Here is a 25,684-nt window from a genome sequence, read left to right as displayed (position 1 = left end):
GTTACCTCCGATTAGCTTGTCATTAGTTATAGTTGAATTGAATTTTAACAACAACGCTAGCCCCTGATAGTTCACATATTTCCCTATTCTTAACACGCTTAGGCCACCTCAACCCTGTTGATTTAACGACAAGTGTTTTCTCTTTAACGTATATACCGGATAATCATTCACCTAATAGAAACACTATAAAAAATCGCCTAATTAAGCCTACTCAAGGAGTCTTATGATCATCCAACAAAACGTTGTCGAGCTGACCACCCCAACTGGCCCTATGCGCTGCCAAGTCTATCGACCTCAGGCAGACGGCGAGTTCCCTTGCGTAATCTTCTATTCAGAGATATTTCAGATCACAGCACCGATTGAGCGCACAGCAAAAATCTTGGCTGGTCATGGGTTTGTGACCGTGGTGCCAGAAGTTTTCCATGAATTGAACCCTATCGGTACCGTATTAGCCTACGATGACGCAGGCAAAGACAAAGGCAACGAAGACAAATTCACCAAGCCCCTAGAACACCATGACAGTGATACAGTTGCCATGATTGAGTTCTTTGAACAACAGAGCTACTGCTCTGGCACATTTGGCGCTATGGGAGTATGCATTGGCGGCCACTTGGCCTATCGCGCAGCGTTGAACCCACGAATTTTGTCTTCCTTCTGCCTATACGCAACAGACATTCACTCCAATACCTTACCTTGCGATGAAGGCAACGACTCCTTTAGCCGAACTCAAGATATTCAAGGTGAGATCACTATGATTTGGGGCAAACAAGACCCCCACGTCCCTACAGAGGGTCGCCAAAAGATCTATCAAAAACTGATCGATACGGAGCGAAACTTCACATGGCATGAATTTAACGCCCAACATGCTTTTATGCGTGATGAAGGAGACCGATTTGATCCCGAACTGGTTTTAGAATGTTATAAAATGGCCGTCGATCAATTTAGACGCACCCTATAAACTGCAAAGCTACTATTTAAAAAAGCCCTGTTAAACAGGGCTTTTTTAGTTATAAAACCAGACTCTAAGCCTTGCTAAGCCTACATCTTTACATTTCCAATTACTCTACTGACAATTCTGGATGAATTTCTGAAAAAAAAATGTTTACAGAAAACTGAATTGATCATTTTAACTCGAACCTTAACAATTACTCCCAAGCTTAAGGACACAGCAAAAGCCCATAAACTTAAATTAAATCTAAATTGGAAACGGGTTATTTAAGTTAATAAAATGCGCTGATTTATTAATGGATTAATTTTAAGTACTAAAAATTCACTTATGACAATTTAAAAGGGAAGCGACATGAACACTATCAAACCAAAATACCTTGTAGGCTTAATGATGGTTGCCGCATTTACGACTGCATGTAGTGAAAAGATGCCTCAAGTAAATGATCAAAACTGTACGCAAACTTCAATTAATCAAATTGAAGATAGTGAAACCCGTGACAAGTTTTCTGATGAGTGTTTTGACTACCGCATGGAGCAAGGCAAGGAAAAAGCCTCTAACCTAATGGAACAAGGCGCGGATAAAGCAGAGGAAATGTACGACGACGGTGTTGACGCAGCAGAAGACATGTACGACTCCGCAGCAGACACAGCAGAAGACATGTATGACGATACTGCTGACGCCATGGAAGACGGCGCAGATGCAGCAGAAGACGAAATGGATTCAGCAACAAACTAAGCGCTGCTCTTTTCTACAGTTCCCCGCTTGTAGAAACAAATAAGCCGGCAATCAATGCCGGCTTATTTATGTTTAATTTTTAAATCTGTATTTAATAGATTATTCTTTCACTTCCATAAAGCGACGCGCCCATTCACGACTTTCATCAAGGGTTGAATAACGCTCAGACAACTCAGACGCATTTAGTTTACCTTCCGCAATATTACGTTGCTCACGTAAACAATCATATGTGGCTTTAATCGCAGCAAAATAAGCCGCATGACCATTTACAACAATACGAACACCATTTTTGGCTAAGCGCTCTTTATCTGCTAATTCTGGATTACCGTATGCCACTAACATAAGAGGCACCGTGACATGCTTAGAAATGGCTTCTAAATGATCGAAGTCTTTCACGCCCACCATACAGATACCATCTGCACCTGCCGCTTGGTAAGCCAAAGCACGCTCAATCGTCTGTTCCGTAGTCAACTGCCCTGCGTTAGTACGTGCGATGATTGCCATGGTCGGATCTATACGAGCCTCTAAAGCTGCTTCGATTTTGCCAACAGCCTCGTCTAGAGGAATCAAGTCGGTCGACTTGTGTCCAAACTTAGCGGGCAACAAGGTATCCTCGATGGTTAACGCTGCCACACCAGCACGTTCTAACTCAGTAATGGTGCGCATCACATTCAAGGCGTTGCCGTAACCATGGTCAGCATCCGCAATAATAGGCAGACGCGCCACACGACCAATACGAGTGGCCTGCTCTACAAATTCACTCAGGGTGATTAACGCAAAATCTGGCGCCGCCAAGACCTGCAAAGAAGCCACTGAGCCACCCAGAATCCCCACTTCAAACCCTAGGTCCTCTGCGATACGAGCTGACATCGGATCAAATGTCGATGCGGTGTAATAACACTGATCACTGTCTAACAGTGCGCGAAAGTCCTTACGAAGGTCATGTTGGGAAGGGGTAGCCATTCCAATACTCCTGACGAAAATCTAAGCATCTGCATTGAATTAACAGATGAAAAGCAAAGTTTATGAATGACGTTATTTTATCTAACTTAACCACGAAGCGTCACCTAAATGCCGTGAACCAAAGCTCCAAAAGCCCTTTTTCGCCGCTTATGTTGAAAATTAACCACATCAATAGTGGTTATCCATTTGGTCAGGATTTTCTAAATGCTTCCATTCTGTCAATAACTTGTATAGGGTAACAACCCCGTTGCCAAACGTGACGTGTGACAAAGCTTATAAGAGGCTTTTCTCTTATATTCCAATTATCACAGCTTGAGGAGTTCATCATGAGAAAGACAGAAACACTACTCGGAAAGTATTGCGATCCGGTCACCCATGCTGAGTTTCTGGTGGTTGAAGTAACTAAAACAACATCAGAACAAGAAGGAGCGTCCGGCCAACGCCGTTTTACTACTCGCTCATCCTACCAAACATTCGACGGTCAGCCCCTGCAATTAGTCAGCGGTCTGAATAAAGATAAGTTCATGATGCACACAAATAACCGTGTATTAGAACGCATTCGCTCTAAGCACTAGTAAGATCGTTTTATAAAGGCCATCAATCAGGGCATTACTGCCCTGATTGATCTTGGTTTCTATCTATTGGGTGCTGCTTCAATATAATGTTGATACATATTTGCTGAGCGGAAAATATCTTCACAATAAGAAGACGGCTCTCGCACCACAATCTTTCCTTTTCCTAGCGCGTCCATTCGTTTGTGCAAATAAGCGATCATCCCTAATGCAGCTGAATCCAGGTAACTAACACGATTACACACCAATTCGACCTTCCCTGAGTCGGCTATGACTTGCGCACACTGCTCTTCGAACCAAGTGTACGAGTCAAAGGTGAACTTTTCTGGTAACGGAATCATCACCGAATTGATCATCTCACAGACTCCACATCATTGGGGCACTAGGCCCACCACTAATGACACACAAATGAACGTTCAAAAAACGAACAACTACCATTTTTAACATTTCGCAACATTTAGCAAGAGGCTTTACCTTTAAAAAGCTCATTGTTTATGGCTTTTCACACCATCTATCAACTGGAATCAAGTCGGCAGCATAAAAGTATATATTACTGTATTACGACTCATTTTTAACATTGGATTACATCCCGTTACATTCAGATGCTAAAGCCATTCATTTCGGCGCCGACAATCCAATCTGCTAAAGACATTTTTTATCGCGTTATGTCTATCGGAAATCTTGAGTAATACCTGAGGGAACTCTATATTTTATTGATATTAAGAGAATAATTGGGATTCTTATGAATGCTTTTGATCAAGATGTAGATAAAGAACTCAGCTCCCCTAAAGGGTTACATTGGTATCACTGGGTAGTCATTTTTTTATCATTGATGCTAACGTTTGGTGCTTATTACATCTCTGAAAAGCAAGTCCAGCTCAAGATGGAAAGTCAGTTTGAATTCCAATCACAGCAAATAATAGAGCTAGTGAAAGAGCGCATGGTGCGTTACGAAGAAGCTTTACGAGCTGGCACCGCTGCATTAAAAATGCTGCCCACCTCTGCGACGAGAGACGACTGGAGAAAGTTTGAACAGAACCTTGAAATTGATGAGCGTTTTCCAGGCATCAACGGTATTGGTGTCATTCACTATGTTCCACCCGACAAACTTTCTACCTATCTTGCATGGCAAAGAGAAACCATGCCGGAATATCGGACCCACCCAGAACATAGTGTTAATGAATATTGGCCGATTACTTACATTGAACCTCAAGATACCAACTTAAAAGCAGTTGGGTTAGATATGGCCCATGAGAACAACCGATATACTGCAGCGAAAAAGGCAAGAGATACGGGAGAAGCCAGTATCACCGCCCCCATCACATTAGTTCAAGATGATCAAAGAACGCCTGGCTTTCTATTTTATGTGCCATGGTACGACACAAGGCGCTACCCTGAATATGGTTCGGATGATAATGATTTCATGGGGCTTGTGTACGCCCCCTTCATTATGAATAAGTTAATGGATGGTACATTGGAAAATGCGAATCGTCTCATTAACTTCAGCATTCATGATAAGGAAACATTGCTTTATACAGAGCTAAATTCTAACTCTAATGACTTAGATGCCGACCCACTATTTACCCGCACTGAAACCCTTGAACTTTATGGTCGACCATGGCGTTTTAACCTGCAGACCACAACAGTATTCCGTGAACAACAAAGTCATACCCAACCTTATACAATTCTTGTTGGGGGATTGATTATTGATTCATTGTTATTGGCAATCTTCCTTATTTTGGCTCGCTCAAATCGCAATGCAGTGGCATATGCTAATCGCGTGACTGACAGGCTTAAGCAACGTAACGACGAGCTGGAGTTTATGAGTGATTCGCTAAAAGAGAAAAATCAGAACTTAGAAGAAGCTAACGCAGAGCTGGATCAGTTTGCCTTTGTAGCATCCCATGATTTGAAAGCGCCTTTGAGAGGCATCCAACAACTTGCCACCTGGGTAGAAGAAGACAGTGGCGAACTCCTACCTGAAGATACAAAGGGTCATCTTACATTGATGAAGAGTCGAATAGCGCGTTTAGAGCGCTTATTGGATGATTTATTAGCCTACTCTAGAGTTGGTAGAAAAGATGGAGAGCAAGAGATAATTAAGCCTAAGGATTTAACACTCGATGTTTTCAATCTGCTAAATCATGAAGGCAAATTCGAGCTGTCTGGGGACATGGATAATAGAGAGATTAAAATTTTCTCTACACCGTTCGAGCTGGTGATGCGTAATTTAATTAGCAACTCAATGAAACATCACGACAAAGAAACAGGACATATTAAGGTATCCATATCCGTTGACTCAAACTGGGCCTCAGTTGAAGTATCCGATGATGGCCCTGGTATCCCAGAAGAGCATCAAGAGAAAGTGTTTGAGCTTTTCCATACATTGAAGCCACGGGATAAAGTTGAAGGGAGTGGATTAGGACTTTCTCTAATTAAGAAAGTACTAGAAAGGTTTGGGTGTGATTACAAAATGCAGAAGAATGATAAGGGTGGCCTTAGCTTCTTCTTTACTTGGCCTGTCGAGTTAGTGAAGATGGACGATGTAGACAAGTAGAAATGCCTTTGTAGCTTTGGAGAAGCATGGATATTCTTATTATTGATGATGATGCTGTCGATCGGATGTCAGCCATTAGAACATTAAAAAATGCGGGGCTGAATACTGGAGAGATAGATCAGGCGGACACTGGGACAGAAGGCATTCAGAAAGCACTGTCTAAGCATTATGACGCCATTCTACTGGATTATCAGATTCCCCCATCCAACGGGATTGAAGTATTAAGAGAAATCCGAGGCAGTCTCGGCAACTCCACAGCCATTATTATGTTAAGTCATAGTAATGATGAGGCTTTGGCACTTTCATGTATTGAAGCGGGTGCACAAGACTTCATCATGAAAAGCGAAGTGTCAGTTACTCGCCTGAAACGATCAATATTGATTGCGTCTGAACGTAATACCCTCGAAAAACAGGTGGAAAAAAGCAACAACCAATTACGAGAACTCGCTGAACGCGACACACTGACAGGTCTACGAAATAGGCATGTATTCGACACCACCTTGAGCAGTGAACTTGAAAGAGCAAAGCGTAATAACAGCCAGCTCGCTTTGCTGTTCTTAGATGTCGACAATTTTAAACGTATTAACGATGTTCTGGGCCATCAAGCGGGTGATGAGTTTCTGAAAGATGTTGCTAAACGTTTAGAAGGCATCATTCGCAGTAGTGATACCTTATGCCGATTAGGCGGTGATGAATTTGCCATTTTAGTAAGTGACCTGGAGCAATTAGAAAAAATACGAGCATTGTCCGATAGAATAATTGACGCGATGAAGCCTCCTATCACCCTAGTGGGACGATCTCTTTCAATAACGGTCAGTGTAGGGATTGCTTCCTACCCCCATTGTGCCGATACTGCAGTGGAACTAATGAAGTGTGCCGATGTTGCTATGTACCGCTCAAAAGAGCTAGGCAAAAATCAGGTGCAATATTACTCCCACGATTTTCACTCCAAAATGCAAAAACGCATTGAGCTTGAGAATGAACTCAAGTTGGCAATTGACCAAGACGAATTTAAGTTATTTTATCAACCTCAAGTTGATGCCAAGACTGAAAGTTTAGTAGGAGTGGAAGCTCTTATTCGCTGGGAGCATAAGCAGCGTGGATTGCTTCTTCCTGATGATTTTATTCCCCTCGCGGAAGAGTCCCATTTAATTGTAGACATTGGTCGCTGGGTCATTAATAAAGCCTGTGAGCAATTCAGCTACTGGAGCAAATTACCGCAAGCAGAAAATGTGACTTTCACCATCGCAGTGAACCTTTCTGCGAAACAGCTCAAAGATAATGGCTTGGCGAAGTATCTCGCTGACTGTATGGCAGCCTATGGACTGGCAGGAAAGTATATTGAATTGGAGCTTACCGAAAGCAGCCTAGAAGATAGCTTTGAAGCCATTGAAATGCTCCATGAATTATCTAAAACTGGGGTCAGACTCGCACTAGATGATTTTGGGATGGGTTATTCTTCCTTATCTCAACTTAAAAAATTCCCATTTGAAATCTTAAAGATCGATAAGTACTTTGTTCAAGACCCTGGAGAAATAGACTCTGGTTTACTGGCTGCTATTTGTGCCTTTGCCCACTCCCTTGGTTATGAAACCGTTGCAGAAGGAATAGAAACTCAAGAACAGAAAGAAGCATGCAAGGCCCTAAACGTTGATCGCTTACAAGGCTTCCTGTTCGCAAAGCCCATGCCAGCTGAAGAACTGAAAAACAACTGGCTAACCCATTAATCACCACTCGCAAAATGCGCAGTGAACATTTATGCGCACTGCATACCGTCAGTATTTCTGCCCTAACACTTTTTGTAAATTTATTGAAAACTTAAATACCTTTACAAAGTTTACGGTCCTCCCCAATGACTAATAGCGACTCGAAGCGAGCAACGTCTATTAGGGATATCAACGCAAAGTTCTCTACTGAGAACATTGATGGATCAGCAGAACGAGACCAACATCTGGTGTCGTGTGGCGTTTCAGACAACCACAATGAACTTGAATACATCTACGACACCTACCTTAAGCCTAGGATTGCCCTAGGGCTCTTTACTCATCAAGAAGCGTTAGACGCCCTTAGTAAGGGTTGTTTTGATCTTTCGGAATTTAGGGAGCGCAGGGCTTTCTATGAGTTTATTGAGTGTGAGCTTAATACCGGTATTTTCGATACGCCCCTTGTTACTGACTCAAGCAAGTGATGGTGTAATTGATAGAAATACAGTACGCATATTCATTGCGTACTGCGTTATAACAATGCCATTCCCCCCCCTGTAATTTTATGACATTTTTAGCATAGATATATCACAATCCTGTAATTTTATGACATAATCAGATCAGAAATTTAGCAATAGGTTGTGTATCATATGGCGGTATTAGAAGTGCCGATTCTAAAAGATAAAACTTAGCACGGCGGCACCAAAGACCCACTTAAACGACCATTTTTTGATCATATAAATGCAAAAAGAAAACACAGAGAAACCAGGCTCAAAGCCTTTAACATCAAGGGATTCCGTAGATAGACGCTTTAGCGTAGCGCCCATGATGGATTGGACCACTTCGGATTACCGCGTTTTTGCACGCTGTATCACGCAAGACACGCTGCTTTACACCGAGATGGTTACAACAGGTGCCCTATTACAGGGAAATGATCCTGAACGATTTTTACGTTATGCAGAGTGTGAGCACCCTATTGCTCTGCAATTAGGTGGCGCGGATGCTAAGGCCTTAGCTCAATGTGCTAAGTTGGCTGAGCAATACGGTTACGATGAAGTGAATTTGAACGCTGGCTGCCCTAGTGACCGAGTTCAAAACAGTCTGATTGGTGCCATTCTGATGGCTCATCCAGATAAAGTGGTGGCGGCCATGAAGGCCATGCAAGACGCCACGTCATTGCCCGTAACCATCAAACACCGCATTGGTTTAGACGACCAGCAAGAATACGGTGTCGTTAGAGATTTTGTCGGCTTGGTGGCCGATGCCGGTGTCGAGACCTTTATCGTACATGCTCGCAACGCCATCCTTGAGGGCTTAAGCCCTAAAGAAAACAGAGAGATTCCACCTCTAAAGTATGACTATGTGTACCAATTGAAGAAAGATTTCCCAGACCTTGAAATCATTATCAACGGTGGCATTAAAACGATAGAGGAAACAGAAAATCATTTGCGTCATGTTGATGGCGTAATGATGGGTCGAGAAGCGTACAACAACCCATGGGTCATGAATGATGTGGATCAGCGGATTTTTGGCCGCTCCCCATCGAACCTTGATCGTTTTGATGCCCTGCAAAAGTTTCTGCCTTATGTGGAGAAGCAATTAGCACAAGGCGAACGATTGATGCATATGACCCGTCATATACTTGGTATTTTTCAGGGAATGCCAGGGGGAAAACAATTTAGACGCTACCTTTCAGAAAATGGTCATCGAACAGACGCTAAAATTGATGTGTTAATCGAAGCCATCGAATTGGTAAAACAACAGCTAGATAAAGCAAAGGACAGAACCAATGAGCAATAAGTTATCTCAATTAAAAGAGTTCACTACGATTGTTGCCGACACGGGTGATATCACAGCAATCAAAGAATACCGTCCAGAAGACGCGACCACTAACCCTTCTTTGATGCTAAAAGCTGCTCAAATTCCTGAATACGCACCTTTCATCGATCAAGCCATTGCTTGGGCGAAAGAGCAAAGCGACGATAAAGCACAGCAAATCATCGACGCTGGCGACAAGCTAGCCGTCATCGTAGGCACTGAAATTCTTAAATACGTACCAGGTCGTATCTCTACTGAAGTAGATGCTCGCTTGTCTTACGATAAAGAGGCAACGGTTGAAAAAGCACGTCGCCTTATCAAACTATACGAAGACGCAGGCATTTCTAAAGATCGCGTATTGATCAAAGCCGCTTCTACTTGGGAAGGCATTAAGGCAGCAGAAGAGCTAGAAAAAGAAGGCATCAACTGTAACCTGACCTTGTTGTTCTCTTTTGCTCAAGCGCAAGCTTGTGCTGAAGCGGGTGTTTACCTGATCTCTCCATTCGTGGGTCGTATTCTTGACTGGTACAAGAAATCTACTGGCGAAGACTACACTGCCGAAACAGACCCAGGCGTTGTGTCTGTCACGGAAATCTACGACTACTACAAACAGCACGGTTACAACACTGTTGTTATGGGTGCGAGCTTCCGTAACATTGGTGAAATCGAACAACTTGCAGGTTGCGACCGCCTAACCATCAGCCCAGCCCTACTTGAAGAGCTGAAAAAAGACGAAGGCAAGCTTGAGCGCAAACTGGTGCCAACGACAGAAGTCACTCCAGCAGGTGATCCGATCACTGAACAAGCGTTCCGTTGGGCTCTTAACGAAGATGCAATGGCTACAGAGAAGCTAGCGGAAGGTATCCGTAACTTCGCAGTGGATCAACGCAAACTAGAAGCAATGCTTGAAGCAAAACTTTAAACACCTGCTCTGTCATTCAAAAACGCGGCCCTGTTGCCGCGTTTTTTTATGCGTATAAATGTGTGAATTCGCATCTTATCTGATGCTTTTATCACCAGTTGGCAAGATTTTGGCAATCATTATGGAACGACTGTTGCTGCCCGATTGTTTGCACGAATGTCACTTATACTAAAAGCTCATCCATAACGTAGGTAATTTTTTCATGCTTCAACCACTTCAACGCTTCAGCGCATTTGTCTTAATGGCATTTTGTGCGATGAGTTATGCAAAGGAAGCAGACACTACATTTCAAGTGGAAGAAATCACAACCTTTAGCGGCATCCCTTGGGGTATGACCCAACTGGATGCAGACAACTTACTCGTCACCATTAAGAGCGGTGAGCTTTATCGGGTGAACATTACGTCTGGTGAACGCTCCTTAATCAACGGCTTACCTGATATTGCAGTATTTGGCCAAGGGGGACTATTGGACGTGTCCTTGTCCCCTGATTATGCTGAGACTGGCTGGGTCTACTTTACTTACTCTCACCCGACAAAAGAAGGTGCCACTACCGCCCTAGCAAGAGCGAAGATGAGTGAGAACACTTTAACCGATTGGCAAGATCTACTGATTTCAGACGCCAGCTCTCACCGGGGACAACATTTTGGTAGCCGTATTGCCTTCGACAACGATGGCCATGTCTTTTTCTCCATTGGTGACCGCGGTGATCGAGCCAACGCGCAGGACTTAACCAACCATGCCGGTAAGATTCTACGCTTAGACTTAGATGGATCTGTCCCTGGAGATAACCCCTATGTACGCCGTGGTAATGTGCGACCTGAGATTTGGAGTTACGGCCACCGAAACCCTCAAGGTTTGTTCTTTGACTCAAGGACAAAACGCTTATGGTCTAATGAACACGGACCAAGAGGTGGCGATGAGATCAATTTGATTCGTGTGGGTGCCAATTATGGCTGGCCTATCTCGTCTTACGGCAAGGAATATTACGCACCGATCCAAGTGGGTGAAGAGGGCCCCATGGATGGCGTAGAAGAGCCGAAAAAAGTATTCATTCCTTCTATTGCGCCTAGCGCACTGCTCATTTACCAAGGGGAAATGTTTGACGATTGGAATGGTGATTTCTTATCTACTGCACTTGCTCTGCGCCATTTAAACAATGTGCGTTTAAAAAGTGGCCAAGTGTATGAAACACGCTTCTTAGAATACTTAAATGAGCGCATGCGAGATGTGATTCAAGCCCAAGACGGCGCATTAATCATCAGCACAGACTCCGGTAAATTACTGCGCGTCACACCTAAATAATTCTTTAAATTATGAAGGCCACAATCGCCCATCGAAATCAGACTAGCTTTCGATGGGCGCATACTCTTTGTGCCAGCGCTTCAGCTCGGACAAGGTCATTGGTTGAGCAATGGAATAGCCTTGGAAATAATCACACCCAGCTTTACGCAGTACTTCCAGTTTCTCATGATCTTCCACACCTTCTGCTGTTACCTTGATAGACTGAAGATGACACAGCTCTACCGTTGGCTCCAGCAACTGGAGGTAATCACTATTGGTCAGACGTTGAACCAATTCTTTATCAAATTTAACTTTGTCGACAGGGTAATCAATCATCTGTAACAGGGGCGTGTATCCAATGCCGAAATCATCAATGGATATACCAAAACCAGCGTCTCTTAACTCACCTAATACGGCTAAAACTTGCTGCACAGCAAAGTAGCCAAAGGTTTCCGTGATCTCAAGCTCCACCGCACTGTCATCAACACCGTATTCCTCTTTTAGGCTAATGAGGTTGCCTGCAAAGTCCGCCTGCCCTAGCTCTGCTGCTGAGATATTAATGGCAATCACGATATCATTGCCTAAGAAAGCCCTGAGTTTAGCAATATGCTCAAAGGCATTTCGGAATACCCAAGCGTCAATTTTAGAATAGGACCCTGTTTGCTCTGCAATTGGGACAAATTCATCTGGCATCACCTGCCCCAACTCTGGCGATAACCAACGTAATAAAACTTCCAACCCTTTTATTTTGCCCTGTTGATCCACAAAAGGCATAAACACCAAAGAGAATTCGGTATCGCAATCAACAAATTTCAACGCATCTTCGATACGCTTGCCGCGTCGAGCTTCCCTAGCAATAGAATGAGAATAGGTGGCATAACGGCTCTTACCAGAACGTTTCGCGTGATACATAGCCATGTCTGCATTCGCTATGAGCTCGCGCAAATCTTCCCCATCTCGTGGATAACTGGCAATCCCAACACTGGCTGATACAGGGGTTAGGTAACGGTCCGTCTTAAACCCACCTTCAAACAAGGCAACTAAGCTTTGTGCCAAATGATCTCGATCTTCTAAATTATCATGGGCCAGAACAATGGCGAACTCATCCCCAGCTAAGCGTGAGACCAATGAGCCTAAGTTGCGATATTTATCTTCTTGTAGCAGCTTTTGAAAGGCGTTTGCAGCATAGCGAAGCAAGTCATCTCCAGCCTCGTGGCCCAGCCGGTCATTCACAAACTTAAAATTATCTAGGTCAATATAGATCAAAGACACATGGGTATGCTGATTCCAAGCTCTTACCAAGGCACGTTTGGCAAATTCTTGGAATCGAGTTCGATTTGGTAACTTAGTCAAAGCATCGGTTACAGCTAAAGTACGGGACTCCCGCAAATTGGCATTAAGCTGCTCATATAAGTCATAAAACTTAACCCCCAGTCGACTGACTTCATCCTTGCCTATAGGGCGCTGGATATTGGTTTGCTTTTCAGAGGTCACCAGATCAAGCTGATCATCTAAGCTCTCGATTGGACGAATAATGAAGCGTTTTATCAAAAACAGTAATACGCCACCGATAGAAATCCCGAACCCCAAGGACACCGCCAACAACCAATCCACTAATAAGGATTCCGTGTGGGAGAGGTATGCCTCGGTTAAGCTGACATCCAAATACATATTTGGCATCAGCTCCACTGACCGCTGCAGAGCCCCCTCTGGAACTTGATAGCCTTCTGGACGGTTCACGATCTTAGGCTGAGTGCCATAGATCTCGGACAGCACTCGTAACTCCTGATCAAAGCCTTCAGTGTATGCAGTGACGACTATGGCGATACTTTCCCCTACCCCTGCTCGAAGCGGTTTGGCAAAGGTGCTGGAGTCTAATACTCGCCCATGGATGTACGCATGATTCCCATGTTTCAAAAACATAAGCTTGTTGGATACCATGTCGTTCTTTAAAAGTAGAGCTCGAGTGAAGTCCGTTAAATAATTGGGGGTGGTAGAAAAAGGATTATCACTACGTTCGTAGTGATAGATAGAATTGCCACGTTGATCAAATACCGTCACCATCAGGCGAAGGGACTGGTCACCCAGCACGTCGTCAATCAGACGATCTAAACGCTGGGTAACAATGTATTCTCGAATGTCTTTACCCGCATACCGAGTAAAATCGACTAAGGCCTCACCTTCTAATAGCAAAGAGGCGAGGTCTGAAGTGACTTCCGTATCCTGCTCAAACTGTGCTTGAGCATGCTGAAGCTTTAAATCCAGTTTATTTTGTTCAACTTCGGTTAACGTATAAGTTTGAACCTTGTATATCCCAATCGCAGCGGATACAACACCAACAATCAATATAGGTAAAACCAGAAGGACTAGTCGCTTAGTTAGAGTCATAGTATCGAATCAATGCGTCCTTTATGCGAATTCGTTTGAGCATGTCGTCTCCAGCGAGAGGCGCGAATAACTTTGCTTTTTCTAGCGTCTCATCTTGTAAGTATACATTACGATTACTTTGAAAATCCTCATTTTGTAGCGCCACTGCATCAATAAAGGGTGTCGCCACACCTAAAGCTTCAGTATTTAGAGCTGTTATGTCTTCGCGGGATAAGAAATCGATAAAATCCTGCGCTTCACTTTTTTTCCCGGAGGATGCAACAATAGCCAGACAATCCATCCAAACGATGGCACCTTCCTCAGGGATCACATAGGTCCAACTGTCTATTCCTTGTATTTCATTTAGGCCTTCATGATCGCCACTGTACATAGGTGCGGCCCACACTTCATCAGATTCTGGATTTTCCACTACATAGGAATAAATGTAGTCGTAGGTCACCACAAAGCTAGATTGCTGCTTCAATAACGTGAAGGCCTCTCGCAAGCTCGGTTCGTCACTGGCACTAATGGGGTACTCTAATGCCGCTAATGCAGAGGTAATCAATTCGTCCGCCTGGCCTAGCATGCTGATATGCCCCCTGAGATTGTTCTTAGGAAACATCAGGTCGCCCCAACTATTGATAGGACTGGAGAGCTTATCGGTACGGTAGCCAATACCATAGGTCCCCCATGCATAGGCTCGACCGTAGACACCACAGGACTCTTGCCAATATTGGGGCTTGTAGGATGGTTCTACTGGATAAATGTATCCCGCTTGTCCTAATACATTGATGCTGGTTTGATCAACGATCACTAAATCGAAATTGCTTTTTGACGAACTAGACAGCACAAGATTGCGCTGTGCTTCATCGTCATAGTAAGTTTGCTTGATAGGAATACCCGTCTCACGTTCCCATTGCTCAATCACCTGCTCATCTAGAAAGTCCTCCCAAATGAGCAGATTAAGCGGGCGCTTAGACGAAGTAGCATGAGCGTGACTCGCCTGTATAAAAAGGCATAACAACAGACTCATACAAGAAATTGCTTTAGGCATGAAATACCCTCTTAGGTGCGCAACATCTTTTTACGGCTGTTGCTTAATACGTTTCCCCCCAAGAGCCTTCGCTGTCCCATGAATCATCATCTCCCCAAGAGTCTTCTTCCCCCCAGCTAGAATCCGATCCCCACGAATCATCAGTATTGTCGTCCCATGAACCCTGTTCCGAAGCACCTTGCATCGGATCCAAGTTACCTTGGTTCCCCAACTCTCGACCACGGTTATCTTTTACAGCACCTTCACGGCTCTGAATATATACATCTCGTAAAAAAGAGTAACGATCTCCAAATATCATACGCTCAGCGGACAGATATTTAGCTCGAAGTTGAACAATATTGACGCCCCTAGCAATCCATTCCTCATCGTTGGATAAGTCGTACATATCCAAGCCATCGTATAGAGAATAGTCCACTACCATACCACTAGCATCACGCACAGTAGATGAGCCAAAAAATGGAAGAACTAAATAAGGCCCAGAATCCACTCCCCAGTAACCCAGGGTTTGACCAAAATCCTCTTCGTAGCGCTTCAAGCCTAATTCAGAGGCCACATCAAAAATTCCAAACCAACCAGCGGTTGTATTAATAACAAATCGCCAGAAGGAAGAAGCTGTTTCATCGACTTTACCCTGAAGCAAGTTATTCGCCATGTTCGGGATTTCCCCGAGATTAGAAAAGAAGTTGCTAACCCCTTTTTGAACTGGGGTGGGCGTCACCGCTTGATAACCTTCCGCAGCAGGTTTTAGGGCGTAGCGATCTAGGGTGTCATTAAATTCAAACACCGCGCGATTGAAACCTTCCCAAGGGTCTTCAGGAGTCTCTGCCACCACAAATGCGGATGCAAATAGGACCACAAGACCGACGAGATATTGTTTTATTACTGAACTCATCGTACGCGCCTCATACTAACTTTTTAACGTCTTGCCACTGTTTCGACAATCGTTTTTCAGAAATAGGCTCCAAGGTGCCCACGGTTTGAGCAAATAAAGAAATACGATACTCCTCAAGCAACCAGCGGTATTTGGTCAAATTGGGATCGTATATGCCTTTTTCATCGTGGGCCTTTTTTTGGCGTGTGTATTGTTCCCATAACACTTCCAACTGTCCTACTAATACGCCTTCTTTGTTCAAATGGTTCTGAAAACGTTCTAATCTCACCTCAACTCCTTTGAAGTATCGCGGCAATTGCCCTAGCCAAAACAGCGGTGTCGCACCTACAAAACCTGGGTAAACGAGATTTTCAAGCTGCTGCTTGATGTCGCCGTAGACTTTCGTCCAAGGCAACGGGATAGCCCCCTTCATTCGCTTAGCCACCTTCTGATAAGCACTCAACACACTGTGAAGTTGCAACGCCATATCATTACCCATTGAGACGAGCTGACCACGGTTTTGCTGCAAACAGGCATCAAACGCCTGTTTTGTCCGTGGCAGCGGCTTCTCATCCAAAAACACTTTTTCGACCACCGCATCAAGTAAATCGTTCAACAAGACTTCCTTTTTACCAATGGGGGCAAACAACAACATCGACTCCCTAAGTTTAGGAAGATTTTTCTCCAGATAGCGCATATCTTTTTGTAACGATAATTTAAGTAGCGCAATAACACCTTTTCGGTGGGCATCTAGAGCCGTATTCGGATCATCAAACATTTTTAGAGAAACAGTGTCATTCTCTGCTACCAATGCTGGGAATGCTGTCACCTGAATGCCTGCCTGCTTAATCTCTTGGCGCTCTGGCACATCCGTATCAGGCCAAGCGGTCAGGGCCGTTTGTTCGTGTTTTTGAGTACCGAACTTAGCAAAGCTTTGCTCAACCATTTTCGCAAAACGGCTCTGTAACTCTGACAAGTCTTTACCTGATCCCAATATCTTGCCACGTTCGTCCACCACATCAATGTTCAGGGTTAAATGCCCTTCAAGCTTCTCTGCAGACCACTCTGTTAGCGGAATATCAATTAAAGTCTCCCGCTTAATCTGCAAAGACAATTGTTCTAGCAGATCACCCTTATCCTTAGAAAGATTTGGGTAAATGCGATCCACAAATTGTGGAATCGGTACAAAACGACGGCGTAATGCCTTGGGCAATGCTCGAATAAGTGATTCACACCGCTCTTTCACATACCCCGGCACAGCCCAACCTAACTCGTCTAAGCTGAGCTGACGCAACAAGCCGACAGGAACCTTAAGCGTTGCACCGTCTTTGCTTTGCCCTGGTGCGAACTCATAATCAATCGGTAGTGCCACCCCATTTAATGAGTAGTTATCAGGAAAAGCATACTCATCAACGTTTACATCTTGATTAATTAAATCATCCCGAGTCATTTTCAGCAGATCAGGATTCTTTTTGGCAAAGAATTCTAAGGATTTCTGATTACGCACATCCTCTGGTAACCGCTGGTGGTAGAACTGGTAAACGGCCTCATCGTCCACCAAAATGTCTCGAGTACGAAGTTTAGCTTCTTGGGTTTCAACGGTCTTTATCAGCTCTTGATTGTCACGGTAAAACGCCACCTTTGACCGCAAGCCCCCTTCCACCAAACCTTGGCGAATGAAGACCTCGCGCGCGTCCTCAGGATGCACATGACCATAATCTACACGGCGTTTGGCCACCAAGATCAATCCATACAGTGACACCTGCTCATAAGCGACTACGCGCCCCTGATTACGCTCAAAATGGGGATCGAAATACTGACGTTTAACAAAAGGGGCAGCGTAATCTTCTACCCACTGAGGATCAATCTTAGCCACAATACGAGCGTAAAGCTTGCTGGTTTCGACTAATTCCGCTGCCATGACCCATTGAGGAGGCTTTTTAAACAACATGGAACCAGGGAAAATAGCCAACTTGCGGGAACGGCATCCTAGCATTTCTTTTGACTCATCCATCTTATTCGCCACTTGAGTAAACAAGCCTGCTAGTAACGCACGGTGTATGGAATCATATTGGCGCTCCTCATGGTTCACCTCTTTAAAACCGAGTTGCTTACACGCAATTAAAATTTGACGGTGTATATCACGCCACTCACGCATGCGCATAAAGTTTAAAAATTGCTTGCGGCAGTACTGACGCAATTGATTTTGAGACAGCTCTTGTCGCTGACCTTCGTAGCGCTCCCACAAATTCAAAAGCACCATGAAATCGGACTGCTCATCCTTATCCACCGCGTGGCATTGATCCGATTGAGTCTTTTTATCTTGAGGGCGCTCCCTTGGATCTTGTACCGACAAAGCACTGACAATGATGGCCACGTCTTTTAAAACATGATAATCGTTCGCGGCAATCAACATGCGCCCAAGCTTAGGATCAATAGGCAGTTTGGCCAACTGTCGACCAATCTGAGTCAGCCTATCTTTCTTAATGGCTCCCAGCTCGTTTAGGGCACGATAACCATCGTTGATCATGCGCTGCTCAGGCATTTCCACAAAGGGGAATTTTTCTACAGCGCCCAGACGCAAATTCGCCATTTGCAAGATTACCGAGGCCAAATTGGTACGAAAAATCTCAGGATCGGTAAACTCAGGACGACGGCTGAAATCGTCTTCATCATAGAGACGAACACAGATACCATCTGCCACACGGCCACATCGCCCTGCCCTTTGATTGGCACTGGCTTGGCTGATTTTTTCAATAGGAAGCTGCTGGACTTTTGAGCGTACACTGTAGCGACTAATACGCGCCAAGCCAGGATCAATCACATAACGAATACCCGGTACGGTCAGAGACGTCTCCGCTACGTTAGTGGACAGAACAATACGTCGTCCCCCATGGGATTTGAAAATACGCTGTTGCTCGCTACTGCTAAGGCGGGCATAAAGGGGCAGAACTTCCACATTACGTAATTGCTCTCGGCGAAGTAACTCTGCAGTTTCACGAATTTCACGCTCACCGGGCAAAAACACCAAAATATCACCAGCGCCCCGGTAGCCAGATTGTTTCTCTTCAGCAATGAGCATAGTCACTGCATCCAAGATCCCTTGCTCCATGGATTGATCTTCGTCCAGCTCATCCACATCCGCTTTGCTTAACAGGGGCTGATAGCGCACTTCTACCGGATAAGTTCGACCAGAGACTTCAATGATTGGTGCATTATTGAAGTGGCGAGAGAAACGTTCCACATCAATGGTGGCGGAAGTAACGATTACTTTTAAATCAGGGCGGCTAGACAATACCCGCTTCAAATAACCAAGTAAGAAATCGATGTTAAGACTGCGCTCGTGGGCCTCATCAATGATGATGGTGTCGTACTTTTGCAGGTATTTATCCTGTTGAATTTCCGCTAGAAGAATACCGTCTGTCATCAGTTTAATCAGCGTTTCTTCTTGGCTTTCATCGGTAAAACGAACCTGAAAGCCCACCGCTTCACCCAACTTAACCTTGAGCTCTTCACTAATACGATCAGCGACACTGCGTGCTGCAATGCGTCGAGGTTGAGTATGACCTATCTGACCCGCAATTCCTCGTCCAGCTTGTAGACACATTTTGGGTAATTGGGTGGTTTTACCCGAGCCAGTTTCACCAGCTATGATCACCACTTGGTTATCACGAATGGCCTCGATGATTTCTTCACTGCGGTTAGACACAGGCAAAGCTTCGTCATAGGTAATCTCAGGAACACGGGCCAATCTGGCCTCATAGAGCGCCTTGGAACGCTCAATTTGATCCGCCAATTCAGCCTCAAGCCTATCGGTAGGCTGGGACTGTTTACGTCGATTTTCAATCGTTTCTAGCTTTCGGGTGATTGCGTGACGATCGCGGGTCATGAGCGTAGGTTGATCGGTGTTGAGCAATGGATTGTCCTGATGTTTTGCCATGATTTATTCTTCGTCTTAATCAAGTAGAGCACCTGATTAAGCCTTATCTAACTAACTAATTTATTTAATTATTCTACCATCAAAATGGAGACATCCGTGAGTGTGTATAGGATTATCCCAATTCCTATCGATTCATCTAACCTTATAGTTTGAAATTCTTACCCCTTGCCCTTACATCGGTTTATAGTGGTTTGAAAATCCCTAATCTAGGGCAACCGTTCATACATAAACAGGAAGGATGTGTAATGTCTGAGAAAGTATACAACGACAACTCATTGACCATCGGTAACACACCGTTGGTTCGCCTAAACAGAATTGGTAATGGCAACATCTGGGCAAAAGTAGAAGCACGCAACCCTGCTTTCTCAGTTAAATGTCGTATCGGTGCCAACATGGTTTGGGATGCGGAAAAACGTGGCGTCCTCAGCGAAGGCAAATCCATAGTCGAGCCTTCTAGCGGTAATACAGGGATTGCCCTATGTTTTGTGGCGGCAGCCCGTGGCTACCCAATCACAATCACCATGCCTTCAAGTATGAGTCTTGAGCGTCGCCAAGTCATGAAAGCGCTTGGGGCAAACATTGTTTTGACTGAGCCTGCAAAAGGAATGAAAGGCGCCATCGAGAAAGCCAAAGAAATTGCCGAAGATCCAAACTTTGTCTTGCTGCAACAGTTTGAAAACCCAGCTAACCCAGAAATTCATGAGCAAACCACTGGCCCAGAAATCTGGAAAGACACGGACGGCGAAATTGATGCATTCGTTGCTGGGGTGGGCACAGGTGGCACCATCACAGGTGTTAGCCGTTACATTAAAAACACCCAAGGCAAAGCCATTACCAGCGTAGCCGTGGAGCCAACCGCTTCCCCTGTGATCACACAAACTATTAATGGCGAAACACCGACACCAGCGCCTCATAAAATTCAGGGTATTGGTGCTGGCTTTGTGCCTGGCAACCTGGATTTATCAGTGGTTGACCGAGTGGAACAAGTTAGCAACGAAGATGCCATTGCCATGGCAAAACGCCTAATGCGTGAAGAAGGTATTCTTTGTGGTATCTCATGTGGTGCCGCTGTGGTTGCCGCAGAGCGCTTAAGCCAAGAAGCAGATTTTGCTGACAAAAAGATTGTGGTCGTGCTACCTGATTCTGGGGAGCGTTACCTGTCTACCGCCCTATTCGAAGGGGAATTCAGTGACAACGAGCTGGTTCAGTAATTAACACTCTACACTCTGCTCAAGCTTACTTTCCATATAAAAAGCCGATTCCCAGAGTCGGCTTTTTTAGCTTGGTAATTTTTCTATTAACTATCAGGGCTTGGCTTGATTTGCTGAATCAACTCTCCTGCCTCAAACACACACAGCTCACCTGCATGCATCTGCTGCCAAGTTTCATCATGGGTCAATGGTTGCGTCGCTATTACAGTCACCACATCTTTGTCCGTGGTCACTTCCTTAAAGTCCACCGTAATGTCTTCATCGGCCAATGTGGCAGGTTTAAAGGGAGCACGACGAGTGATCCAGTGAAGCTTAGTAGTGCAGTAGCAAAATAAATATTGCCCATTGGACAACATCATATTAAAGACGCCCTTTTCCCGTAAACGGTCACAGAGCTCGGATAAGGTGTTCGTTAGGTCCTCGACCTTTGGCATAGTATCGCCAAATTTCGCCAGCAACTGCTCTACTATCCAACAGAAAGCACGCTCCGAATCCGTTGTACCAAGGGGGTAATGGCTCAATATTGCTAGGTCTTGGGGTGTGTCCAATTGGCCATTGTGCGCATAGGTCCAGGTTTTATCCCATAGTAAACGGCTAAATGGATGAGTGTTGGGTAAGCACACATGACCCACATTCGCTTGTCGAATATGACTGATCACAATATGACACTTCAAAGAAGTATTACTCATGACTTCTGCCATATCCGAGTCAGAACTAGGACGAGGATCATGGATCGACCAAACACTGTCGTCCCGATACATGGCCATCCCCCAGCCATCTTTGTGGGGCCCTGTTCGACCACCACGCGCCCTCAGGCCAGAAAAACTAAAACATATGTCCGTAGGGACATTGGCACTCATGCCTAATAACTCACACATCGATTTCGTCTATTGCCTGCTGTTTACGCTTATTACGGATACGGCGGAAAACTAGATAGCCTCCCACTAACACTAATATGACAGCGCCATTTAAAACGCCGTATAAAATCCAATCCTGCTTATTTAGAATCGCTTCATTCTCTGCGGCCAACTCTTCCTCAGGGGTAAGCTCTGGCGCCTCTTGCGCCACCTCTTCATCTGCTGGAGCGGGCTCTTCGATTTGATCTGGTTCAACCACAGAGAACTGTGGCGTCACAACAACCGGCATCAAATCACGATTAACAGCCGCCACAGCAGCGAGTTCAGGACTGTTGTCAGCATTACCTCGACTAACTGAAACAGGCTCTGCCCCTTGACGACTCAGAGTCCAATTTTCCGACTCATAGTCAAATCTAACACCGGTACGAGTAATCCCTACTAAACGAACATAGGCAGACACCACATTACTAGGAGGCACAGGGTAAATCTTCTGCCAATAACCTTCTCCGATTAGCGGCATTTCAACTGTCTCTTCTGACCCATCACTAAAGCTCAGCACAAGTCGAGCATTACTGCGTAATGGGTTCAGGCGCATATTGGTAGGCTTCGCAGAAAACAAAACCAAATTGTCACTCTGACGCTCCACCTCAACACTAATAGGGGCTGTCACGGCAAAGTACTGACTTAATTTACGTACAAAGGTCTTTCCATCTACCTCTGAGATGAGCTCGTAGTTGCCTTCGCTGGTGAGCTGCTCTACTTTGTTTTTGAATTGATTATTCGCAATCGGTAGAGCGGTGTTTAGGATTTGCTTTTCTGTCTCGCCACTGAGTAATTGCAGTCGTTGAGTCACGTCAACTAAGTTAAGAAACTCTTGGTCATCAATCAATTGCCCGTCTTGAAACAGCCCCACCGTGGAATAAATGGGTTCATTGACAAACAACACTGGGGCAACCTTCGTCGCTTGGGCACTCAACTTTGTGATGACGCGCACATTGCTTCGTTCTAAGTCTACGTTTTCTACTTCCCAAGTACCCACTTTAGGCTTGGTAACAGTGACTAGGGTATAGTGAGTATCTTCAACAGATGAAACATTGGCCGCCGACATAGGTAACAAAGTGCCGCCTGGTTGACGAATGACGGGAGAAACTCCCTCTTGGTGGAAGACCAGTAAAGTGGCCTCTTCAATGGCATCATCAATGAAGAATTGATTGCCTTCAAAGGGCACTTCTTCCGATGGTGACGCTTGAGAGAAGATACGATCAAAGGTATCCAGTAGGTCTTCGGGGGTAGCGACTTCTGTATGGGTAGCATCCGTTAGGTTTGAAACGGACTGCAATAATTCCTTGTCGGTATAGCCTGTCATGGACACCGTATGCAGATGGACACCTTTCTCAGCCAGCCCTGCGGCCAACTCACTGGTAATGCGTTCACGGGAAGCCTCATTAACGGCCTCATCCAAGCTGATATCAACCATACCATCGGTTACAAGGATCCAGTGGCGATTAATATCACCTTGCAACTGGGGAAGGTCTGGTGTTTGGGACAGCAATCGAACGATAGATTCTAAATCGGTTTTCAAATCCCCCGGCACATAGCTATTTATTGCTTCTTGAAGGTCAGCTTTAGTGCTTGGGTTAACCATCGCCTCTGGAAACAATACTCGTGGCCGCTCACCAAATAGCCAAACGCCTAGTGACGCACTTTCTTCCGGAGCTAGATCAGAAATGAGTTTGAGGGATTCAGCAGTAAGTTTGTCAGGATCACTGATTAACATGCTACCTGACGCATCAACAATCAGGCGAAATTGGGTATCCGCTTTCGCTAGGGGCGCCATTAACAGCAGCAATAAGACAATGTACGATACGATACTTTTTCTGATTACCACGTTTGGCTCCCTAACGACTTTATAAAGGTTACGCGCCGGTTTGATATAGAACAGGCACTAATATGGCTCGTATTTTTCGGGCATCCCATGCACCCACTTGATAATATGTTCTTGCCAGTCCTCATCGTCAACGGTGTTTTCGTTAACAGCGTAGTGACTGACATTGAGACCCTGACGCTGCATCTCACGATCACTGCCCACTACTAGGGGATGCCAATTGGGCAAATCTCCAGTCAAATGCAGCAGTCGATAACTGCAAGTATCCGGCAGCCAATCGAATTCTGGCACGTCTTCCGGCTTCAAGGACAAGCAACCAGCGACTTTTTCAAGGCGCTGTTCGTACACTTTACAACGACATGCGCCAATATCTAGCTGATGACATGAAAGATTAGTGTAGAAGATTTCGTTAGTGTCTTCGTCTTCCAGTTTTTGCAGACAACACTTACCGCAGCCATCACAAAGAGACTCCCATTCTGACTGGGACATCTCAGCCATGGGCGTGGTCTTCCAAAACGGCTCATAACGTTTCGCGATCATATTAGTAACGGGCTTCCGTAGGTGCTTTGTAGATATCTAGCAGGTACTCCTCACGAGCTGGCGGCATCTGTAAATAAAAGCCCTTCTCTTGGATGGCGTCCATAATATCTTTGGCATTCGCACGTGCCAGCTTCTTTTCGGGCGTAAGCAACATAGTCATCACAGGAACCGCCTTACCAAAGCGCTCCATTAGAGCTTCAGGTACGTCCTTTACCCCTTTTTGCTTTTCCACATAAAGGTACATCTCATCTTTTTTAGATGACCGAAAAATTTGGATAATCATTTGACTCATAAGGTATTACTCAATAGTAAAAGATCTCAGTTCGCAAACTGAGCCAATAGGGGCGCAACAACCTTGTCTTTACGCCAGCCATTAAAAGCTGGATTAGACCAGTCCATTGGAGAACCTTCATAAATATGGCGCATAAGTGGGTCCAATAGTCGTCGTTTCAAGACAACTTCTGGGGCCACATCTAACTCTTGCGCGAGTGTTTTAAGGTATCCACGCATTGCCTTAGACAAGTCTCCTGCATCAGAAGGAAGAGGCGCTGGCAATGGGTTTTGATATTCATCGGCACTGAGCTGATTGACGATCTCGACCTTCTCAATCACAGTATCGGAGTATAGACGCACTTGCTTGGGAGAAATATCTTCCATCTTCCCCACAGCCTTGGTGTTTTCCGGCATAAACTTGGCGATGGCCCAAAGGGTACGGTCTTTTAGCACTTGCCCTTTAGGGATGTTATCTGCACGGGCACGCTCATCACGCCATAAAAATAACAGTCGCAATAAGGTTAGGCTCTTAGGGCTTAAACGCCAAGCAGCCTTAATCCCTTCCCAGTTTTGTTCAGGGTCATTATTTTGGCGATACTGCCACTTTAAGCTCTCCGCATCTTCCATCACCCAGTCTAACATCCCCTTTTCAGATAGGGCCTGCTTTTGCATCGGATAAATCTGAGCCAGAAACGTAACATCTAACGCTGCATAACGCTTTTGCGCTTCGGTTAACGGGCGCAGTGTCCAGTCTGAACGGGTTTCATCTTTCGCCACATCGATATCTAAATAGGCTTTTACTAACTTCACATAGCTGACAGACCACTGCCCACTAGCAAAGGCTTCACCTATTTGTGTGTCATAAAAGGGTGTAGGAAGCACGCCAAGCAAATTATCGAACACATCAAGGTCTTCTGAGCACGCATGGAACACCTTCATGACGTCTTCATTGACCAATAGATCACGCAATGGCGACCAATCAGAAATGGTTTGCGGATCAATCAGGACGGCTTTCTGCCCTTCAGAGATCTGAATCAACCCGGTTACTGGGTAAAAAGTGGTACGTCGAACAAATTCTGTGTCTACCGCGATAAATGGCAGGGTTTGCCAGTACGCACACCACTCTTGCAACGCACTATCGGTTTCGACCCAAATAATCTCAGGGGTTTCCATTTGTTTATCCAT

Annotated in this window: 21 protein-coding genes; 10 read left to right on the top strand and 11 right to left on the bottom strand. The window is 45.0% G+C overall.

What is annotated here, in order from left to right:
• The first annotated feature begins 223 nt into the window (after positions 1-223).
• Together ACFQ45_RS09605 and trbK are read left to right on the top strand one after the other, a co-directional pair.
• On the top strand, positions 224-958 hold the full coding sequence (locus ACFQ45_RS09605; protein ID WP_377367067.1) for a dienelactone hydrolase family protein: 735 nt from the start codon (positions 224-226) through the stop codon (positions 956-958).
• A 342-nt stretch (positions 959-1,300) separates the two neighbouring features.
• On the top strand, positions 1,301-1,684 hold the full coding sequence (gene trbK / locus ACFQ45_RS09600; protein WP_377367065.1) for an entry exclusion lipoprotein TrbK: 384 nt from the start codon (positions 1,301-1,303) through the stop codon (positions 1,682-1,684).
• 99 nt (positions 1,685-1,783) lie between these two features.
• Here the strand turns inward: trbK and ACFQ45_RS09595 are convergent, their stop codons facing one another.
• Positions 1,784-2,647, bottom strand: coding sequence for an isocitrate lyase/PEP mutase family protein (locus ACFQ45_RS09595; protein WP_377367063.1), 864 nt, complete (start codon positions 2,645-2,647; stop codon positions 1,784-1,786).
• 326 nt (positions 2,648-2,973) lie between these two features.
• Between ACFQ45_RS09595 and ACFQ45_RS09590 the strand changes: the two genes are divergently transcribed.
• Positions 2,974-3,222 (top strand): hypothetical protein, encoded by a 249-nt coding sequence (locus ACFQ45_RS09590; RefSeq protein ID WP_377367061.1) that lies wholly within the window; start codon positions 2,974-2,976, stop codon positions 3,220-3,222.
• A gap of 59 nt (positions 3,223-3,281) precedes the next feature.
• Here the strand turns inward: ACFQ45_RS09590 and ACFQ45_RS09585 are convergent, their stop codons facing one another.
• Positions 3,282-3,575, bottom strand: a complete 294-nt coding sequence (locus tag ACFQ45_RS09585; RefSeq protein ID WP_377367059.1) for an STAS domain-containing protein — start codon at positions 3,573-3,575, stop codon at positions 3,282-3,284.
• A 386-nt stretch (positions 3,576-3,961) separates the two neighbouring features.
• On the opposite strand from ACFQ45_RS09585, the gene ACFQ45_RS09580 reads away from it, so the two are divergent.
• The 6 genes from ACFQ45_RS09580 (at position 3,962) to ACFQ45_RS09555 (ending at position 11,522) form a co-directional block, all read left to right on the top strand.
• Complete coding sequence (locus ACFQ45_RS09580) at positions 3,962-5,776, top strand: CHASE domain-containing protein (protein WP_377367057.1); 1,815 nt, start codon at positions 3,962-3,964, stop codon at positions 5,774-5,776.
• Positions 5,777-5,802: 26 nt separating this feature from the next.
• Positions 5,803-7,503, top strand: coding sequence for a two-component system response regulator (locus tag ACFQ45_RS09575; RefSeq protein WP_377367055.1), 1,701 nt, complete (start codon positions 5,803-5,805; stop codon positions 7,501-7,503).
• 125 nt (positions 7,504-7,628) lie between these two features.
• Positions 7,629-7,964, top strand: coding sequence for a hypothetical protein (locus ACFQ45_RS09570; protein ID WP_377367053.1), 336 nt, complete (start codon positions 7,629-7,631; stop codon positions 7,962-7,964).
• Between the two features lie 256 nt (positions 7,965-8,220).
• Positions 8,221-9,279 (top strand): tRNA dihydrouridine(20/20a) synthase DusA, encoded by a 1,059-nt coding sequence (dusA, locus tag ACFQ45_RS09565; RefSeq protein WP_377367051.1) that lies wholly within the window; start codon positions 8,221-8,223, stop codon positions 9,277-9,279.
• Positions 9,269-10,219, top strand: coding sequence for a transaldolase (tal, locus tag ACFQ45_RS09560; RefSeq protein WP_377367049.1), 951 nt, complete (start codon positions 9,269-9,271; stop codon positions 10,217-10,219). Before dusA ends, tal begins: the two co-directional genes overlap by 11 nt.
• Before the next feature lie 202 nt (positions 10,220-10,421).
• Positions 10,422-11,522, top strand: a complete 1,101-nt coding sequence (locus ACFQ45_RS09555) for a PQQ-dependent sugar dehydrogenase (protein WP_377367047.1) — start codon at positions 10,422-10,424, stop codon at positions 11,520-11,522.
• Positions 11,523-11,564: 42 nt separating this feature from the next.
• On the opposite strand, the gene ACFQ45_RS09550 is transcribed toward ACFQ45_RS09555, so the two are convergent.
• The 4 genes from ACFQ45_RS09550 to hrpA are packed head-to-tail and all read right to left on the bottom strand — an operon-like array spanning position 11,565 to position 19,733.
• Entirely contained in the window at positions 11,565-13,889 is a 2,325-nt protein-coding gene (locus ACFQ45_RS09550; protein ID WP_377367046.1) for a putative bifunctional diguanylate cyclase/phosphodiesterase, read from the bottom strand.
• The gene (locus ACFQ45_RS09545) at positions 13,876-14,922 is read right to left on the bottom strand and encodes an ABC transporter substrate-binding protein (protein WP_377367043.1); all 1,047 of its coding nucleotides are present in this window, start codon (positions 14,920-14,922) and stop codon (positions 13,876-13,878) included. The genes ACFQ45_RS09550 and ACFQ45_RS09545 overlap by 14 nt, the downstream gene beginning before the upstream one ends.
• A gap of 43 nt (positions 14,923-14,965) precedes the next feature.
• A complete protein-coding gene (locus ACFQ45_RS09540; RefSeq protein WP_377367041.1) occupies positions 14,966-15,814 on the bottom strand; it encodes an MlaA family lipoprotein in 849 nt (282 codons plus the stop codon).
• A 10-nt stretch (positions 15,815-15,824) separates the two neighbouring features.
• On the bottom strand, positions 15,825-19,733 hold the full coding sequence (hrpA, locus tag ACFQ45_RS09535; RefSeq protein WP_377367040.1) for an ATP-dependent RNA helicase HrpA: 3,909 nt from the start codon (positions 19,731-19,733) through the stop codon (positions 15,825-15,827).
• Positions 19,734-19,978: 245 nt separating this feature from the next.
• Here hrpA and cysK point away from each other — a divergent pair, with 245 nt between their 5' ends.
• A complete protein-coding gene (gene cysK, locus ACFQ45_RS09530) occupies positions 19,979-20,944 on the top strand; it encodes a cysteine synthase A (protein ID WP_377367038.1) in 966 nt (321 codons plus the stop codon).
• Positions 20,945-21,030: 86 nt separating this feature from the next.
• Here cysK and ACFQ45_RS09525 read toward each other — a convergent pair whose 3' ends face one another.
• Genes ACFQ45_RS09525 through rnd form a run of 5 tightly spaced genes read right to left on the bottom strand, consistent with a single transcriptional unit; the run spans position 21,031 to position 25,684 of the window.
• Positions 21,031-21,822, bottom strand: coding sequence for a class II glutamine amidotransferase (locus tag ACFQ45_RS09525; RefSeq protein ID WP_377367036.1), 792 nt, complete (start codon positions 21,820-21,822; stop codon positions 21,031-21,033).
• The gene (locus tag ACFQ45_RS09520; protein ID WP_377367034.1) at positions 21,815-23,689 is read right to left on the bottom strand and encodes a vWA domain-containing protein; all 1,875 of its coding nucleotides are present in this window, start codon (positions 23,687-23,689) and stop codon (positions 21,815-21,817) included. Before ACFQ45_RS09520 ends, ACFQ45_RS09525 begins: the two co-directional genes overlap by 8 nt.
• A 57-nt stretch (positions 23,690-23,746) precedes the next feature.
• The gene (locus ACFQ45_RS09515) at positions 23,747-24,226 is read right to left on the bottom strand and encodes a YcgN family cysteine cluster protein (protein ID WP_377367032.1); all 480 of its coding nucleotides are present in this window, start codon (positions 24,224-24,226) and stop codon (positions 23,747-23,749) included.
• A 1-nt stretch (position 24,227) separates the two neighbouring features.
• A complete protein-coding gene (locus ACFQ45_RS09510) occupies positions 24,228-24,518 on the bottom strand; it encodes a YcgL domain-containing protein (protein WP_377367030.1) in 291 nt (96 codons plus the stop codon).
• Between the two features lie 26 nt (positions 24,519-24,544).
• Positions 24,545-25,684 carry a ribonuclease D gene (rnd, locus tag ACFQ45_RS09505; RefSeq protein ID WP_377367028.1) on the bottom strand — a complete coding sequence of 380 codons (1,140 nt, stop codon included), beginning with the start codon at positions 25,682-25,684 and terminating at the stop codon, positions 24,545-24,547.

It is taken from the genome of Rhodanobacter aciditrophus (assembly GCF_042679525.1).
Lineage (GTDB): Bacteria > Pseudomonadota > Gammaproteobacteria > Pseudomonadales > Marinomonadaceae > Marinomonas > Marinomonas aciditrophus.
This window is presented reverse-complemented; position numbering and strand designations above follow the sequence as displayed.

Coding starts and splice junctions, on each gene's coding strand:
- tal (WP_377367049.1), top strand. CDS start 9,269: ATGAGCAATAAGTTATCTCAATTAAAAGAGTTCACTACGATTGTTGCC.
- rnd (WP_377367028.1), bottom strand. CDS start 25,684: ATGGATAAACAAATGGAAACCCCTGAGATTATTTGGGTCGAAACCGAT.
- ACFQ45_RS09545 (WP_377367043.1), bottom strand. CDS start 14,922: ATGCCTAAAGCAATTTCTTGTATGAGTCTGTTGTTATGCCTTTTTATA.
- dusA (WP_377367051.1), top strand. CDS start 8,221: ATGCAAAAAGAAAACACAGAGAAACCAGGCTCAAAGCCTTTAACATCA.
- trbK (WP_377367065.1), top strand. CDS start 1,301: ATGAACACTATCAAACCAAAATACCTTGTAGGCTTAATGATGGTTGCC.
- ACFQ45_RS09525 (WP_377367036.1), bottom strand. CDS start 21,822: ATGTGTGAGTTATTAGGCATGAGTGCCAATGTCCCTACGGACATATGT.
- ACFQ45_RS09570 (WP_377367053.1), top strand. CDS start 7,629: ATGACTAATAGCGACTCGAAGCGAGCAACGTCTATTAGGGATATCAAC.
- ACFQ45_RS09590 (WP_377367061.1), top strand. CDS start 2,974: ATGAGAAAGACAGAAACACTACTCGGAAAGTATTGCGATCCGGTCACC.
- ACFQ45_RS09575 (WP_377367055.1), top strand. CDS start 5,803: ATGGATATTCTTATTATTGATGATGATGCTGTCGATCGGATGTCAGCC.
- ACFQ45_RS09555 (WP_377367047.1), top strand. CDS start 10,422: ATGCTTCAACCACTTCAACGCTTCAGCGCATTTGTCTTAATGGCATTT.
- ACFQ45_RS09585 (WP_377367059.1), bottom strand. CDS start 3,575: ATGATCAATTCGGTGATGATTCCGTTACCAGAAAAGTTCACCTTTGAC.
- ACFQ45_RS09550 (WP_377367046.1), bottom strand. CDS start 13,889: ATGACTCTAACTAAGCGACTAGTCCTTCTGGTTTTACCTATATTGATT.
- cysK (WP_377367038.1), top strand. CDS start 19,979: ATGTCTGAGAAAGTATACAACGACAACTCATTGACCATCGGTAACACA.
- hrpA (WP_377367040.1), bottom strand. CDS start 19,733: ATGGCAAAACATCAGGACAATCCATTGCTCAACACCGATCAACCTACG.
- ACFQ45_RS09595 (WP_377367063.1), bottom strand. CDS start 2,647: ATGGCTACCCCTTCCCAACATGACCTTCGTAAGGACTTTCGCGCACTG.
- ACFQ45_RS09605 (WP_377367067.1), top strand. CDS start 224: ATGATCATCCAACAAAACGTTGTCGAGCTGACCACCCCAACTGGCCCT.
- ACFQ45_RS09510 (WP_377367030.1), bottom strand. CDS start 24,518: ATGAGTCAAATGATTATCCAAATTTTTCGGTCATCTAAAAAAGATGAG.
- ACFQ45_RS09515 (WP_377367032.1), bottom strand. CDS start 24,226: ATGATCGCGAAACGTTATGAGCCGTTTTGGAAGACCACGCCCATGGCT.
- ACFQ45_RS09540 (WP_377367041.1), bottom strand. CDS start 15,814: ATGAGTTCAGTAATAAAACAATATCTCGTCGGTCTTGTGGTCCTATTT.
- ACFQ45_RS09580 (WP_377367057.1), top strand. CDS start 3,962: ATGAATGCTTTTGATCAAGATGTAGATAAAGAACTCAGCTCCCCTAAA.